The organism is Pseudomonas sp. W22_MBD1_FP4, assembly GCF_052113765.1.
GTDB lineage: Bacteria > Pseudomonadota > Gammaproteobacteria > Pseudomonadales > Pseudomonadaceae > Aquipseudomonas > Aquipseudomonas sivasensis.
In genome coordinates, this window is record NZ_JBGQOI010000002.1 from 134,208 (window position 1) to 149,722 (window position 15,515).

At 60.5% G+C, this 15,515-nt stretch carries 13 protein-coding genes; 7 read left to right on the forward strand and 6 right to left on the reverse strand.

What is annotated here, in order from left to right; genetic code table 11:
- The first annotated feature begins 7 nt into the window (after positions 1-7).
- From hrpA to ACEN2T_RS03450, 4 genes are all read left to right on the forward strand, one after another.
- Positions 8-3,919: an ATP-dependent RNA helicase HrpA gene (hrpA, locus tag ACEN2T_RS03435; protein WP_095185390.1), complete on the forward strand. Its 3,912-nt coding sequence runs from the start codon at positions 8-10 to the stop codon at positions 3,917-3,919.
- Between the two features lie 329 nt (positions 3,920-4,248).
- Positions 4,249-5,370 carry a beta-ketoacyl-ACP synthase III gene (locus tag ACEN2T_RS03440; RefSeq protein ID WP_032887699.1) on the forward strand — a complete coding sequence of 374 codons (1,122 nt, stop codon included), beginning with the start codon at positions 4,249-4,251 and terminating at the stop codon, positions 5,368-5,370.
- 37 nt (positions 5,371-5,407) lie between these two features.
- Positions 5,408-6,022, forward strand: coding sequence for an RNA polymerase sigma factor (locus ACEN2T_RS03445; RefSeq protein ID WP_032887701.1), 615 nt, complete (start codon positions 5,408-5,410; stop codon positions 6,020-6,022).
- Positions 6,016-6,249 (forward strand): anti-sigma factor family protein, encoded by a 234-nt coding sequence (locus ACEN2T_RS03450; RefSeq protein ID WP_032887702.1) that lies wholly within the window; start codon positions 6,016-6,018, stop codon positions 6,247-6,249. The genes ACEN2T_RS03445 and ACEN2T_RS03450 overlap by 7 nt, the downstream gene beginning before the upstream one ends.
- A gap of 120 nt (positions 6,250-6,369) precedes the next feature.
- On the opposite strand, the gene ACEN2T_RS03455 is transcribed toward ACEN2T_RS03450, so the two are convergent.
- Entirely contained in the window at positions 6,370-7,716 is a 1,347-nt protein-coding gene (locus ACEN2T_RS03455) for a putative porin (RefSeq protein ID WP_032887704.1), read from the reverse strand.
- Positions 7,717-7,999: 283 nt separating this feature from the next.
- Between ACEN2T_RS03455 and ACEN2T_RS03460 the strand changes: the two genes are divergently transcribed.
- Positions 8,000-9,124, forward strand: a complete 1,125-nt coding sequence (locus tag ACEN2T_RS03460; RefSeq protein WP_032887706.1) for a GNAT family N-acetyltransferase — start codon at positions 8,000-8,002, stop codon at positions 9,122-9,124.
- Between the two features lie 12 nt (positions 9,125-9,136).
- Here ACEN2T_RS03460 and aqpZ read toward each other — a convergent pair whose 3' ends face one another.
- From aqpZ to ACEN2T_RS03485, 5 genes are all read right to left on the reverse strand, one after another.
- A complete protein-coding gene (gene aqpZ / locus ACEN2T_RS03465; protein WP_442116317.1) occupies positions 9,137-9,838 on the reverse strand; it encodes an aquaporin Z in 702 nt (233 codons plus the stop codon).
- A gap of 325 nt (positions 9,839-10,163) precedes the next feature.
- Positions 10,164-11,996, reverse strand: coding sequence for an ABC transporter ATP-binding protein (locus ACEN2T_RS03470; RefSeq protein WP_095185393.1), 1,833 nt, complete (start codon positions 11,994-11,996; stop codon positions 10,164-10,166).
- Between the two features lie 81 nt (positions 11,997-12,077).
- A complete protein-coding gene (locus tag ACEN2T_RS03475) occupies positions 12,078-12,641 on the reverse strand; it encodes a peptidylprolyl isomerase (RefSeq protein WP_032887711.1) in 564 nt (187 codons plus the stop codon).
- A gap of 3 nt (positions 12,642-12,644) precedes the next feature.
- Positions 12,645-13,448, reverse strand: a complete 804-nt coding sequence (locus ACEN2T_RS03480; protein ID WP_032887712.1) for an alpha/beta fold hydrolase — start codon at positions 13,446-13,448, stop codon at positions 12,645-12,647.
- Between the two features lie 14 nt (positions 13,449-13,462).
- Positions 13,463-14,386, reverse strand: coding sequence for a LysR family transcriptional regulator (locus ACEN2T_RS03485; protein ID WP_442116318.1), 924 nt, complete (start codon positions 14,384-14,386; stop codon positions 13,463-13,465).
- Positions 14,387-14,435: 49 nt separating this feature from the next.
- Here ACEN2T_RS03485 and ACEN2T_RS03490 point away from each other — a divergent pair, with 49 nt between their 5' ends.
- Together ACEN2T_RS03490 and ACEN2T_RS03495 are read left to right on the forward strand one after the other, a co-directional pair.
- Positions 14,436-14,750, forward strand: a complete 315-nt coding sequence (locus ACEN2T_RS03490; RefSeq protein WP_032887716.1) for a hypothetical protein — start codon at positions 14,436-14,438, stop codon at positions 14,748-14,750.
- A gap of 151 nt (positions 14,751-14,901) precedes the next feature.
- Positions 14,902-15,504, forward strand: coding sequence for an FMN-dependent NADH-azoreductase (locus ACEN2T_RS03495; protein WP_095185395.1), 603 nt, complete (start codon positions 14,902-14,904; stop codon positions 15,502-15,504).
- Positions 15,505-15,515 lie beyond the last annotated feature (11 nt).

A 15,515-nucleotide genomic window follows, 5' to 3' on the forward strand; every position in this document is an offset into this window, starting at 1 on the left:
CGCCCTGATGACTGACCAAGCGCCCGCTATTGACCAACTGCTGAAAAACCTCGATCACGCCATGCTCGCCGACCGCCACCGCTTGCGGCGGCAGTTGCTTGAGCTGCGCAAGAAGCCCGACGAGGAAAAACTGGCGCAGTGGGTCACGCGCATGCAGGCGTCCTGCGCCCAGGTCACGGCACGGCGCGCCAGCCTGCCGGTGATTCGCTACGACGACAGCCTGCCGATTGCCGCCAAGCGCGACGAGATCAAGGACGCGCTGAACAAACATCAGGTGCTGATCATTGCCGGCGAAACCGGTTCGGGTAAAACCACCCAGTTGCCGAAAATCTGCCTGGAAATCGGTCGCGGCCAGTACGGTTTGATCGGCCACACCCAGCCACGCCGGATTGCCGCGCGCAGCGTTGCCAGCCGGGTTGCCGAAGAGTTGGCCACGCCTTTGGGCGCGTTGGTGGGCTATCAGGTCCGGTTCGAGGATCAGAGCGATTCCAACACCCTGATCAAGCTGATGACTGACGGCATCCTGCTGGCGGAAACCCAGAACGACCGTTACCTGGAACGCTACGACACGATCATCGTCGACGAAGCCCACGAACGCAGCCTGAACATCGACTTCCTGCTCGGTTACCTGAAAACCCTGCTACCGCGTCGCCCGGACCTCAAAGTCATCATCACCTCGGCCACCATCGACCTGGAGCGCTTTTCCAAGCACTTCGACGATGCACCGATTGTCGAGGTTTCGGGTCGCACGTTCCCGGTAGACACGTGGTACCGCCCGCTGACCCTGGAGCAGGACGAAGAGGGCAACCGCGTCGAGGATGACTTGACCGTCGACCAGGCGATTCTCGCGACCCTCGATGAAATTGCCGCTTACGAGCGCAGCGAACGGCGCAGCCCCGGCGATGTGCTGGTGTTTTTGCCGGGCGAGCGCGAGATTCGTGACGCCGCCGAGATGCTGCGCAAGGCCCAGCTCAAGCACACGGAAATCCTGCCACTGTACGCGCGCCTGTCACCGGCCGAGCAGCAGCGGATTTTCCAATCCCACCCGGGCCGGCGCGTGGTGCTGGCGACCAACGTCGCGGAAACCTCGCTGACCGTGCCTGGCATTCGTTATGTGATCGACAGCGGCACCGCACGCATCAGCCGCTACAGCTACCGCGCCAAGGTGCAGCGCCTGCCGATCGAGGCGATTTCCCAGGCCAGTGCCAACCAGCGTAAAGGTCGGTGCGGCCGGGTCGAGCCGGGTATCTGCATCCGTCTGTTCAGCGAAGAAGATTTTATCGGGCGGCCGGAATTTACCGATCCGGAGATCCTGCGTACCAACCTCGCCGCCGTGATCCTGCAGATGCTGCACCTGCGCTTGGGTGAAATCACCGACTTCCCGTTTATCGAACCGCCGGATGGCAAGGCGATCAGCGACGGTTTCAACCTGTTGCAAGAACTCTCGGCCGTGGACCGCAACAGCCAACTCACCCCGCTGGGCCGCCAACTGGCGCGCCTGCCGGTGGACCCGCGCATGGGGCGCATGTTGCTGGAAGCCGCCAAGCTCGGCAGTTTGCAGGAAGTGCTGATCGTCGCCAGCGCCATGTCGATCCAGGACCCGCGCGAGCGTCCGCCGGAGCGCCAACAGGCCGCCGACCAGGCCCATGCACAGTGGAAAGATCCCGATTCGGACTTCGCCGGGCTGGTCAATTTGTGGCGCGGCTTTGAAGAACAGCGCCAGGAGCTCACGGCCAGCCCGTTACGCAACTGGTGCCGCAAGAACTTCCTCAACTACCTGCGCCTGCGCGAGTGGCGTGATTCCCATCGCCAGTTGAGCCTGATCTGTCGTGACATGCAGCTGACCATCAACAAAGAACCGGCTGACTTCCCGAAACTGCACAAAGCGGTGCTCTCCGGCCTGCTCAGCCAGATCGGGCAGAAGACCGAAGACGGTGACTACCTCGGTGCGCGCCAGCGGCGCTTTTGGATTCACCCTTCGTCGGGTATTGGCAAGAAGCGTCCGCAATGGCTGATGACCGCCGAACTGGTGGAAACCACCAAGTTGTACGCGCGCATGGTCGCCAAGATCGACGCTGACTGGATCGAACCGCTGGCCGGGCACCTGATCAAGAAAAACCACTTCGAGCCGCATTGGGAGAAGAAGCGCGGCCAAGTGGTGGCGTTTGAGCAGATCACCTTGTTCGGGTTGATTGTGGTCGGGCGCCGGCCGGTGCATTACGGGCCGATTGACCCGGTGGTGTCCCGCGAGCTGTTTATCCGCGAAGGCCTGGTGCGCGGCGAGATTCAATCCCGCGCCAAGTGCCTCACGGCCAACCAGCAACTGCTGGAACAACTCGACGAACTGGAAGCCAAGGCCCGCCGTCGCGACATCCTGGCCGATGAAGAAACCCTGTACGCCTTCTACGACGCGCGCTTGCCGGCGGAGATCCACCAGACCGCCACCTTTGACAGCTGGTACAAGGTCAACAGCCAGAAAGACCCGCAACTGCTGATCATGCGCGAAGAAGACGTGCTCGCCCGTGAGGCCAGTGAAGTCACCGCCGCGCATTACCCGGACACCCTGCACTTGGGCGATCTGGAACTGGCCCTGAGTTACCACTTCGAACCCAACCACCCGCGCGACGGCGTGACCCTGCGCGTACCGGCGCCGCTGTTGCCGGCCTTGCCGCCGGAACGTTTGGAATGGCTGGTGCCGGGGGTGATTGAAGCCAAGTGCATCGCCCTGGTGCGCAACCTGCCCAAAGCGCTGCGCAAGAATTTCGTGCCGGTGCCGGACTTCGTAAAGGCCGCACTGCAACGCATCGAGTTCGGTCAGGGCTCGCTGCCCCAGGCGCTGGGGCGTGAACTGTTGCGCATGACCGGCGCGCGGGTCAGCGATGAAGCTTGGGCCGAGTCGGCGCAGCAGGTGGAAAGCCACCTGAAGATGAACCTGGAAGTGGTCGACGGCCAAGGTAAGTTCCTCGGCGAAGGTCGCGACTTGGCTGAGCTGACCGCACGCTTTGCCGAAGCCAGCCAAGCCGCGTTGGCCGTGCCGCAAACGGCGAAAAGCCAGCAGCCGGTGGAAGCCAAGGTGTTCGCCGCTGTGGCCGAGAAAACCCAGCAAAAGATCGCTGGGCTGTCGATGACGGTGTACCCGGCGCTGGTGGAAGAAAACGGTACGGTCAAGGAAGGTCGCTTTTCCACCGCCGCCGAGGCTGAGTTCCAGCATCGCCGCGCGTTGCAGCGTCTGCTCATGCAGCAACTGGCGGAACCGGCGAAGTTCCTGCGCGGCAAGTTACCCGGCCTCACCGAGTTGGGGCTGATGTACCGTGAATTGGGGCGTATCGATGCGCTGGTGGAAGACATCCTGCTGGCGAGCCTAGACACCTGCGTGCTCGAAGGCGAAGCCAGCCTGCCGCGTGATGGCGCTGGTTTGGCCGCTTTGGCCGAACGCAAGCGCGGCAGTTGGACCGAACACGCCGAACGCCAGGCGCGCTTGACCCTGGAGGTGCTGAAACTCTGGCACGGCTTGCAAAAGCGCTTCAAAGGCAAGATCGACCTGGCGCAGGCGGTGGCCTTGAATGACATCAAGCAGCAACTGAGTAATTTGGTCTATCCAGGTTTTGTGCGGGAAACCCCGGCGCAGTGGTTCAAGGAGCTGCCGCGTTACCTCAAGGCCATTGAGTTGCGTCTGGAAAAACTGCCGAGCCAGGTGCAAAAAGATCGGGTGTGGAGCAGCGAGCTCAGCGGGCTGTGGGCGCAATACCAGAACCGCCTGAACAAGCATGCCCAGGAAGGTAAGCGTGATCCTCAGTTGGAGCTTTATCGCTGGTGGCTGGAGGAATATCGGGTGTCGTTGTTTGCCCAGCAGTTGGGCACCAAAGTGCCAATTTCCGACAAGCGCTTGAGCAAGCAGTGGACGCTGGTCGAGGCCTGATCCCTTCACGATTTCCAGCATCGACAAGGTTTCAATGTGGGAAGGGGGGGGGCTCCCGATGGCGGTCTATCAGAAACAAATTCTGTAACTGACACACCGCTATCGGGAGCAAGCCCCTCCCACACATTAAAAAGGTGTTTGTCTGGGAAGTGGCGCCAAACCCCAGCGTTTGTGGCAAACTTCGCGCCCATAAATGCCGGGATCGTCGTAGCAGCGACGCGATGGAATAAAGCGATGCCAGTTTGATGTCCGCTGGGCGGAATAGAACTACTCACAGTTTGGTACGACGGTACCAATATCTTCTGCCTGACAGATTTAGAGGAACGACCGTGCATAACGTCGTCATCAGCGGCACTGGCCTTTACACCCCTGCCAACAGCATCTCTAACGAAGAGCTGGTGCAGTCTTTCAATACCTACGTGCAGCAGTTCAATGCTGACAACGCCGCTGCCATCGAGCGTGGCGAGGTGCAGGCGCTGACTGAGTCCAGCGCGGCCTTTATCGAAAAGGCGTCGGGCATCAAGAGCCGCTTCGTGATGGACAAAGACGGCATTCTCGATCCGCAGCGCATGGCCCCACGCCTGCCTGAGCGCAGCAACGACGAATGGTCGGTGCTCTGCCAGATGGCCATCGGCGCCGCCGAACAAGCCCTGCAGCGTGCAGGCAAGACCGCCGCCGACATCGACGGCGTGATCGTCGCCTGCTCCAACCTGCAGCGCGCCTACCCGGCCATTGCCATCGAAGTCCAGGAAGCCCTGGGTATCGCCGGGTTCGGTTTTGACATGAATGTGGCGTGCTCCTCGGCGACCTTCGGCATCCAGAACGCCGCCAACAGCATCCAACTCGGCCAGGCCCGGGCGATCCTGATGGTCAACCCGGAGGTCTGCACCGGCCACCTGAACTTCCGCGATCGCGATAGCCACTTCATCTTTGGTGACGCCGCTACTGCTGTGGTCCTGGAACGTGCCGACCTGGCAACGTCCGAGCACCAGTTCGATGTGGTGAGCACCAAGCTGCTGACCAAGTTTTCCAACAACATCCGCAACAACTTCGGCTTCCTCAACCGTGCGGCGGAAGAGGGCATCGGCGCGCCCGACAAGCTGTTCGTGCAGGAAGGCCGCAAAGTCTTCCGCGACGTGTGCCCGATGGTGGCCGAGCTGATCGGCGTGCACCTCGAAGAAAACCAGTTGAACGTGGCCGATGTGAAACGCTTCTGGCTGCACCAGGCCAACCTGAGCATGAACCACCTGATTGTGAAGAAACTGCTGGGCCGCGAAGCCACGGTAGAAGAGGCCCCGGTGATTCTCGATACTTACGCCAATACCAGCTCCGCTGGCTCGGTGATTGCGTTTCACACCTACCAGGATGACCTGCCCAAAGGGTCGGTTGCGGTGCTCAGTTCGTTCGGTGCAGGTTATTCCATCGGCAGCGTGATCCTGCGCAAGCGTTGATCCTGCGACAGGCCTTGCAGTGAAATCGAGGTAGACAATGGCAGCAGCGGACGACGCGCATCTGCTTGAACGCCTGCTCAAGGGTGATCAACGGGCTTACAAGGAGTTGGTCACCACCTACCAGAGCGCCATGCGGGCGGTGGCATATGCCATCGTCGGCCAGCGCCATGCCGATGAAATCGTCCAGGACGCCTGGCTGTCGGTAGTGCGCAACCTGTCCAAGTTCGAAGGCCGGTCCAGCCTCAAGACCTGGCTGCTGACCATCACCGCTAACGCCGCCAAGGGGCGCTACAAGCAGAATCGTCGTGAGGTGTTGCTCGACGATTTGCCTTCGCCCCACGGCACCATCGGCGATGACCGCTTTACCCCCGACGATGGCCACTGGGCGGTCGCCCCCTTTGCCTGGCATCAGGACACGCCGGAAGCCTTGCTGACCGAGGATGAGCTGCGTGATTGCCTGGAGCATACGCTGCTGAGTTTGTCGCAGTTGCAAAGCAGCGTCCTGGTGCTGCGTGAACGCCAGGGCCTGGAGTTGGAGGAGATTTGTAATCTCCTGACGCTCTCACTCTCCAATGTCCGTGTGCTGTTACATCGAGCACGGCTTAAAGTCTTTGCCACGGTGGAGCATTTTGAGGAAACGGGCGAATGTTGACCTGTAAAGAACAAGTGGCACGTTCCAGTGACTATCTCGATGGGCAATTGACCTTTCGCGAGCGCTTGCTGGTGCGTCATCACTTGATGTTCTGCCCGAACTGCCGCCGGTTTATCCGTCAGATGCGCCTGATGCAGGCGACTCTGAAGATCATGCCGGATGAGCCGGTGAAGGATGTGGATGCCTTGGCGCAACGGCTGGCTGCCGAGCGGCTCAAGGATCAATAAAGGCGGGGTAGAAGCAGACTCGCGTGGCGCGATCGAACGGATGATGGGGATCGATCTCGCCACGCAAGGCTGTTGCAACCACCTCGGGCCGTCCTGGCCCAAGGCTTATTACACGTACTGTTAGAACTTGGCTTCTGCGTCCAACTGCAGGGTATTGGCATTGGCGTCGCGGTAACCTGCGACGCTGGCGTAGTCTGCCTTGGTCAGGAAGTAAGTCGCGCCGATGGCGAAGTTCTTGTCGATGTCGTAACCGACCTTGAACTTGTGACCCCGTGCACCGGTGAAGCCGCCGGCGAAGTCCGAGTCGGTGAGGGCACCCACCACCGCGTAACGCTGCACATCGCGGTAGTTGTAGTCCAGGTTCAGGCCAAACACCTTGGACTTGGCACCCAGCAACCAGGCTGTGTCCTTGTCTTTATCAGTGGCTTTGGTGTTTTGCACGTACTGGCCGTAGAACGACAACGGTACGGCCAGGCCGCCGATATCGATTTGGCTGAAGCCTTCGTACAGGCGGTATTCGCTGGCATTGCCGGCCGTGGTGTTCGCCACGGTTTCAGCCGGGGTCAGGCACTGGAAGGAACCGGCGGTCGGGCAGCGGCTGTCTTCGTCATTCTGGAACGCATAGACACTGCCGCCCAGCGTCAGCTTCAGGTTGTCGGTCAGGGTGAAACGCGAGCCCAACTGGCCGGCGGTCATGCGCAGGTCATTGCGAAATTGCACGCCGTCGCCATTGACGTTGTCTTTGAGGTTGTAGTTACCCAGGCTGCCGAACAGCTCGGCGCTGCTCCCCAGTGGGTATTTGTAGGTCAGGGCCAGACCTTCCGGGTTGATATCGCTATCCCAGATCACGTCGCCCATGCTGACCCACGGTTGCAGCATCTTGCCGCCGATCACGTGCAGGTTTTTGATCTGGTCCGGGTGGTAGTCGATGTAGCCCAGGTCCAGCCAGATCGACTTCTTGTTGAAGTAGCCATCCAGGTCCTGGTTGGTGGAACGGGCGTCGTCGCTGCTACCGGTAGCAATGCGGATGCCGGTATCCACTTGTGGGTTGATTTCGGTGTAGGCGCCCAGACGCGCGCGGATGCGCTCACGGTCCTTGTCCTTGCCGCCATTATTGGGGGTGCCATCGATCTTGATGGTCTCGTGGCGGAAACGTACATCACCCTTGAACTGTGTCTTGGCTGCCCAAGCCAGCTTCTGGTCGAAGCTGCTCAGCTCATTGGTTTTTTTCGCGGTGGCCGCGATCTGTTCGTTGCTCTCTTGCTGAGCTTGCCGGGCGATCTGCTGTTCTTTCTGGTCTTTGGCCAACTCGTTTTGCAGTTCGGTGTACTGCGAAGCGGTGATCTGGCCGTTGGCCTTGAGCATGTCGAGCAGTTTAGCGTCGACTGCAGCGCTGGCCGGAACGCTCAGGGCCAGTAACAGGCCGCCGCACAGGGCCGCCGCAGTTTTAGTGGAAGCAAGACGCATATCAATCTCCGAAAGTGAGGAGGGATGGCAAACCATCCAGGACACAACCGACCGATGACGGACGGAAAAATAGCCGACTGGTAGAACCAGGCGCTCTAAAAACAGGCGTCAGTATCGCGATGGTTTATGACGCAGCAGTGGCGAAGTGATGTCATCTGTGTGACAAATTCTTTTGCTTCGGAACTATTGTTTTAGAGCCTTGTCGGGCGATTTGAGGGTGTGTGAAACCTAGCGATAAGCGATACTCGCGGAGCTTTTACGCCCTGATGTAGTGAGGATGCCGATGCCGTTGCAACGCCTGCAAAGCTTGTCCGAAATAGCCCCGCAGACCTGGGATGCCTTGGTGCCTCAGGCCCAACCGTTCGTGCGGCACGCGTTCCTGAGCGCCCTCGAAGACAGCGGCAGCGTCGGCCCGCACTCCGGCTGGCAGCCGGAGCATTTACTGCACTGGGAAGGTGATCGGCTGGTGGCGGCACTGCCGGGTTATCGCAAGTGGCATTCTTATGGCGAATACGTGTTCGATCACGGTTGGGCCGATGCCTGCGAGCGGGCCGGTATCGAGTACTACCCCAAATTGCTGACAGCTGTACCGTTCAGTCCGGTCAGTGGCCCGCGCCTGTTGGCGGCCAACGCACAGGACGGTTTCGAATTGCTCAACAGCCTGCCGGGCTACCTGGAAATCGAAGGGCTCTCCAGTGCGCATATCAACTTTACCGATGCCTTGGCCGATGAGGCCTTAGCCCTGCAACCGGGTTGGATGCAGCGCCTGGGCTGCCAGTTTCATTGGCAGAACCGTGGCTACCGTGACTTCCAGGATTTCCTCGACGCCCTGAGTTCACGCAAGCGCAAGCAGATGCGCAAAGAGCGTGAGCAAGTGGCGGGGCAGGGTATCGACTTCGAATGGTTGCAAGGCCATGAGTTGAGCGAGGCGCAGTGGGATTTTGTTTACGCCTGCTACGCCAACACCTACGCGGTGCGCCGCCAATCGCCCTACCTGACCCGCGCGTTTTTCAGCCTGCTGGCCGAACGTATGCCCGAGGCAATCCGGGTGGTGCTGGCCAAACAAGGCGCGCGGCCGGTGGCCATGGCCTTCAGCCTGATCGGCGGTGATAGCTTCTACGGCCGCTACTGGGGTTGCCTGGCGGAGTTCGACCGCCTGCATTTCGAAACCTGTTTCTACCAGGGCATGGACTACGCCATTGCCCACGGCGTGCAACGCTTCGACGCTGGCGCCCAGGGCGAGCATAAATTGATTCGCGGGTTTGAGCCGGTGATCACCCACTCCTGGCATTACCTGCGCCATCCAGGGTTGAAGAATGCCGTGGAGGATTTTCTTGAGCGTGAGCGGGTAGGGATTCTGGCGTATGCCGAAGAGGCGAGGGCGGCCCTGCCTTATCGGCAGGGCTGACCCCCGCTGGTTTCAGGCTGAGTCCTCCCTGCCCAGCCATCGATAGGTAACACCGCCGATGACCGCACCGAGGATCGGCGCGAGCCAGAACATCCACAATTGCTGGATCGCCCACCCGCCCACGATCAGTGCCGGCCCGGTACTGCGAGCCGGGTTGACTGAGGTGTTGGTGACAGGGATGGAGATCAAGTGGATCAAGGTGAGCGCCAGGCCAATGGCGATGGGCGCGAGGCCCTTCGGGACGCGGTGGTCGGTGGCGCCGAGGATGATCAGCACGAACATGGCCGTCATCACCAGCTCGCACACCAACCCCGCCGCCATCGAATAACCGCCCGGCGAATGCTCGCCATAGCCGTTGGAGGCCAGTCCGCCGGCCAGTTCAAAGCCCGGCTTGCCGCTGGCGATGAAGTACAACAATGCGGCGGCGACTACCCCGCCAATGACTTGGGCCACGATGTACGCCGGTAACTCCCTGGCCGGAAACCTCCCGCCCACTACCAGCCCCACCGATACCGCCGGGTTGAGGTGACAACCGCTGATATGCCCAATGGCAAACGCCATGGTCAGCACCGTGAGCCCGAACGCCAGGGACACGCCCAACAACCCGATCCCGACAGCAGGAAACGCGGCGGCCAACACTGCACTCCCGCAACCGCCCAACACCAGCCAAAACGTACCCAGCCCCTCTGTGACTGAACGCTTGAACAAAGACATGCAGCACGTCCTTGATAGATCACTCTACCGAATCAGTAAATCAATGATGCTCCCTGCAGATTTACTTCAGCGCCCGTCTGGGCACTGCACTGAGTACAGCACGGTTTTTACACAAATCCAGGCGGTGAAAAAGTGCCAGAGGGCTGTGGGCGTTGGCGCGAACTGCACATTCTACTGAGGGGCTGGCTACTGAATGGCTGTGAGCAAATGTGGGAGAGGGCTTGCCCCCGATAGCCGTGTGTCAGTCACCGATGCAGCAACTGACACACCCTCATCGGGGGCAAGCCCCCTCCCACATTTTGAACGGTGTATAGGATTGAAATCCTCAGTCGATTCCGACAAACCCGCCCGTCTGGTGCTGCCACAACCGCGCATACAAGCCCTTATGGGCCAGCAACTCGGCATGGCTGCCGCTTTCGGCAATCTGGCCTTTCTCCAGCACCACCAAGCGATCCATCCGCGCAATCGTAGACAAGCGGTGTGCAATCGCAATCACGGTCTTGCCTTTCATCAGGGTTTCCAGGCTTTCCTGAATCGCCGCTTCCACTTCCGAGTCCAGGGCCGAAGTGGCTTCGTCCATGATCAGGATCGGCGCATCTTTGAGAAGCACGCGTGCGATGGCAATACGCTGACGTTGGCCACCGGAGAGTTTCACCCCGCGTTCGCCCACGTGTGCATCCAGCCCGGTGCGGCCTTCGGAGTCTGACAGCAGTGGGATGAACTCATCGGCGCGAGCCTTGTGCACGGCGGCCCAGAGCTCTTCGTCGGTGGCGTCGGGCTTGCCGTACAGCAGGTTGTCGCGGATCGAACGGTGCAGCAGCGAGGTGTCCTGCGTGATCATGCCGATTTGGGCGCGCAGGGATTCCTGGGCGACCTCGGCTATGTTCTGGCCATCGATCAGGATGCGCCCGCCTTGCAGGTCGTACAGACGCAGCAGCAGGTTGACCAGGGTCGATTTGCCCGCCCCGGACGGGCCGATCAGGCCGATCTTTTCACCGGCCTTGATCTCAAGGTTCAGGCCGCCAATGATCCCGCTCTGTTTGCCGTAGTGGAAATCCACCTGCTCAAAGCGTACTTCGCCACGGGGCACCGTCAGGCGCGGCGCGTTGTCGCGGTCAATCACCGCCAATGGCTGAGCGATGGTCTTGAGACCGTCCTGCACCATGCCGATGTTTTCGAAGATGCCGTTGACCACCCACATGATCCAGCCGGACATGTTGACGATGCGGATCACCAGACCGGTGGCCAGGGCAATCGCGCCCACGGAAATCAGCGACTGGGTCCATAGCCACAGGGCGAGGCCGGTGGTGGTGACAATCAGCAGGCCGTTCATGGTGGTGATCACGATGTCCATGCTGGTCACCACGCGGCTGGCCAACTGGGTTTTTTCGGTCTGCTCGATGATCGCTTCCTTGGCGTACTCCTGTTCGGATTGGGTGTGCGCGAACAGCTTCAAGGTGGTGATGTTGGTGTAACCGTCGACGATGCGGCCCATCAGTTTGGAGCGCGCCTCGGAGGAAATCACCGAGCGCTCCTTTACCCGTGGCACGAAGTAACGCAGTGCCAGGCTGTAGGCGATGATCCAGGTCACCAGCGGGATCATCAGGCGCCAGTCGGCCTCAGCGAACAGCACCAGCGAACTGATGGCGTAGATCGCCACGTGCCAGATCGCATCCACCGCCGCCACGGCGGAGTCGCGCAGGGAGTTGCCGGTCTGCATGATGCGTTGGGCGATACGACCGGCGAAGTCATTCTGGAAGAAGTTGAGGCTCTGTTTGAGCACATAGCTGTGGTTCTGCCAGCGAATCAGGCTGGTCATCCCGGGGCTGATGGTCTGATGCACCAGCAAGTCATGCAGTGCGCCGAAGATCGGGCGCAGCAACAGGGCGACCACGGCCATCCAGATCAGCTCGGTGCTGTGGACCTGGAAGAAGTCAGCGGGCGGGGTGCCTTGGGCGAGGTCGATGATGCGGCTCAGGTAGCTGAACAGCGCGACTTCGATCAGCGCACCGATCAGTCCCACTACCAGCAAGGCGGCAAAGTGCGGCCACACCTGGCGCAGGTAGTAGAGGTAGAAGGGCAGGACTTTATCGGGAGGGGCTTCGCTGGGTGCGTCGCGGAAAATATCGATCAGTTGTTCAAAACGACGATAGAGCATTGAGTATGACGCCCGCTGTGCGGGCTCTCCTTTCAAATGCGCGCGCCGCCTTGTGGGCCGCGCGCGGAACTACCTGCTACCTCAGTCGATGCGCTTGGCCGACTTGATGTACACAGGATCGATTGGCACGTTCTGCATGCCCTGCTTGGTAGTGGTTTGCGAGTTGACGATCACATCAACCACGTCCATGCCCTTGACCACTTTGGCGAACACGGCATAACCGGCATCGCGACCCGGATCGAGGAAGGCGTTGTCAGCCACGTTGATGAAGAACTGGCTGGTCGCCGAGTTCGGGTCATTGGTGCGCGCCATGGACAAGGTGCCACGCACGTTATGCAGGCCGTTGCTGGCTTCGTTCTTGATCGGTGCTTCGGTCGGCTTTTGCGACATCGACTGGGTAAAACCGCCACCCTGGACCATGAAGCCCGGGATCACACGGTGGAAAATCGTGTTGGTGTAGAAACCCTTGTCGACATAGGCCAGGAAGTTCTTGGTACTGATCGGCGCCTTGACCGGGTCCAATTCGATTTCAATGTCGCCGTTGGTGGTGGAGATCAATACGTGTGGCGCCTTGGCGGGTTCGGCCGCCATCAGGTTGGCAGCGAACAGAACGGAACCGGCAAAGAAGGCGATTTTTTTCAGCATGGGTCAGTGATCCTGGGTAGTGGTTTCGACTGTCTCTAGAAAATCGAGCAGGGTGGTATTAAAGACTTCGGGTTGGTCCAAGGGCGTGGCGTGGCGGGAATCCTTGATCACCACCAGCCGCGCATCGGGCAGCAGTTTTACATAGTTTTCTTTCTGGGCCACGGGGGTGTAGTCGTGGTCGGCGCTGATGACCAGGGTTGGACAGGTAATCCTCGAAAGTCGTTCCTGCACGCCCCAGCCCACAATCGCATCGAAGCTGGCGAGATAAGCACGTTTGTCGTTTTTTGCCCAGCGTTCGGCCATCTTGCGGCGCAGGTCGGCCTGCGCAGGTTTGGGGAACAGCCGGTCGCCAAGGGCCTTGCCGATGGTGGCCAGGCTGAGCACGCGGGCCAGCGTCCAGCGCTTGGCCCACTGCCAATAGTCATCGGCACTGCGCACCTTGACCTCGGGTGCGCTGTTGACGATGCACAGGCTTCTGACCAACGTAGGTTCATCCACGGCTAACTGGAAAGCGATCATGCCGCCCATGGACAGGCCCACCACATGAGCGGCAGGCAGGTTCAGGTGCTCGAACAGCGCCACCACGTCATGGGTGAACCCTGGGATGCTGTAACGCTCACGCGGTTTGTCGGAGCGACCATGACCGCGTACGTCCACCACGATCACCCGGTAGTGCCTGGACAGTACCGGAATCTGCAATTCCCAATCCTGGCTGCTGGAGCCCAGGCCGTGGATCAGCACCAGCGGTGTGCCGTGGCCGTATTCCTCGTAGTGCAGGCTGCATCCTTCGTGGTCGAACCAGGCCATGGATGAACTCCGTTTCAGGCTTGTTGGGGGGCGGCGAAAGGTGCGTCCAGGGGCGCCGTGTCAAACGTGCGCAGTAACTCCACGAGGATCTGCGTCGCTGGCCCCAGGGGTTTGTCCTTGTTCGAGTACAGGTAGAACGCGGGGTGACGGCTGCCGCCCTGTTCCAAGGGTAGTTGCTTGAGCACGCCCTCGGCGAGTTCGCGTTCGATCATGTGCCGCGGCAGCCAGGCGAAGCCCAGGCTGCTGCCGACAAAGGCGGCCGCGGTGGCCAGGCTGCCGACGGTCCAGCGTTGTTCGGCGCCGAGCCAGCCCACATCCCGTGGCTGCTGGCGGCCGGAGTCGCGGATCACCACTTGCATCTGGCTTTCCAGGTCCTGGAAGCTCAGCTCGCGATTCATACGGTGCAGCGGATGCTCGGGGTGGGCCACGGCGACGAATTCCACGTCGCTCATTTCCGTGCCCAGGTAACCGGGGATGCTGAAGCCGCAGATCGCCAGGTCGGCCACGCCTTCGATCAACAACTCTTCAACGCCGGACAACACCTCTTCACGCAGGCGCACGCGGCAACCACGGCTTTGCGGCATAAAGGCCGTGAGAGCGCGCACCAGGCGGGCGTTGGGGTAGGCAGCGTCCACGACCAGCCGCACTTCGGCTTCCCAGCCCTGTTCCATATGGTGGGCGAGGTCTTCCAGCTGACTGGCGTTTTTCACCAGTTGCCGGGAGCGGCGCAACAGCACTTCACCGGCGTCAGTGAGCACGGCTTTGCGCCCGTCGATGCGCAGCAGCGGCACGCCAAGCTGGTCTTGCATACGGGCCACGGTGTAGCTCACCGAAGACTGCGAACGGTGCAGCGCTTCGGCCGCCTGGGCGAAGCCGCCATGGTCGACCACGGCTTGCAGCGTGCGCCATTGATCGAGGGTAACGCGGGGCGCTTTCAAGATAGGTTCCTCTTGTCCTAAGCTGGCGGTCCTTATTGGAGACTGCCGAATGAGAAAATTTTGTTATGTGCTATTGGCGCTGCTGCCGATGAGCGCGTTTGCGTACCCCATCGACGTGACAAAAAAGATCAGTGGCGTGAGCGTGGACTACACCGCCTCAGACGTGGACGGCGACATCAGTTCGATTCAACTAAACAACTACGGCACCAACGATGCCCTGTGCTCGGTAGTCTTCACCAATGGCCCGGAGGCACCACGCCGACGCACGGTCTCGGTGCCGGCAGGCAAAAGCACCAACACCACGGTCAAGTTCAACCGCGCCATTATCAAGATGCGGATTGCCTTGGACTGCGCGCCAAAATAAAGGGGTAGCGGAGCATGTCTACAGGAATACTCCGCATATCAACAAACTTATAGATGGGTTATAGCAGTTTTTTGCGCTTTTTTATCGAATGAGCCATGGTTAATCTTTTCTCCATCGACTTACAGCATTTACAGATGGAGCCTACGAAGCCATGTCCAACGTTCTGATCATCGAAAGCAGCGCCCGCCAACAGGACTCGATCTCCCGTCAACTGACCCAGCAGTTCATCAGCCAATGGCAGGCCGCCCACCCGGCAGACCAGATCACCGTGCGCGACGTGGCCCTCAACCCGGTGCCGCACTTGGACGCCAACCTCCTTGGCGGCTGGATGAAACCTGCGGATCAGCGCAACGACAGCGAGCAGGTGTCCCTTAACCGCTCCAACGAATTGACCGACGAACTGCTCGCCGCCGACGTACTGGTGATGGCCGCGCCGATGTACAACTTCGCCATCCCCAGCACCCTCAAGGCCTGGCTGGATCACGTGTTACGCGCTGGTGTGACCTTCAAGTACACCCCCACCGGCCCACAGGGTCTGTTGACCGGCAAGCGTGCCATTGTCCTGACCGCGCGCGGCGGCATCCACACCGGCGCCAGCTCCGATCACCAGGAACCGTACCTGCGCCAGGTCATGGGGTTTATCGGGATTCATGACGTCACCTTCATCCACGCCGAAGGGGTGAACCTGAGCGGTGACTTCCAGGAAAAGGGCATCAACCACGCCAAGGCCCTGCTGGTGCAACTCGTGGCATGAGCCGCTTGATC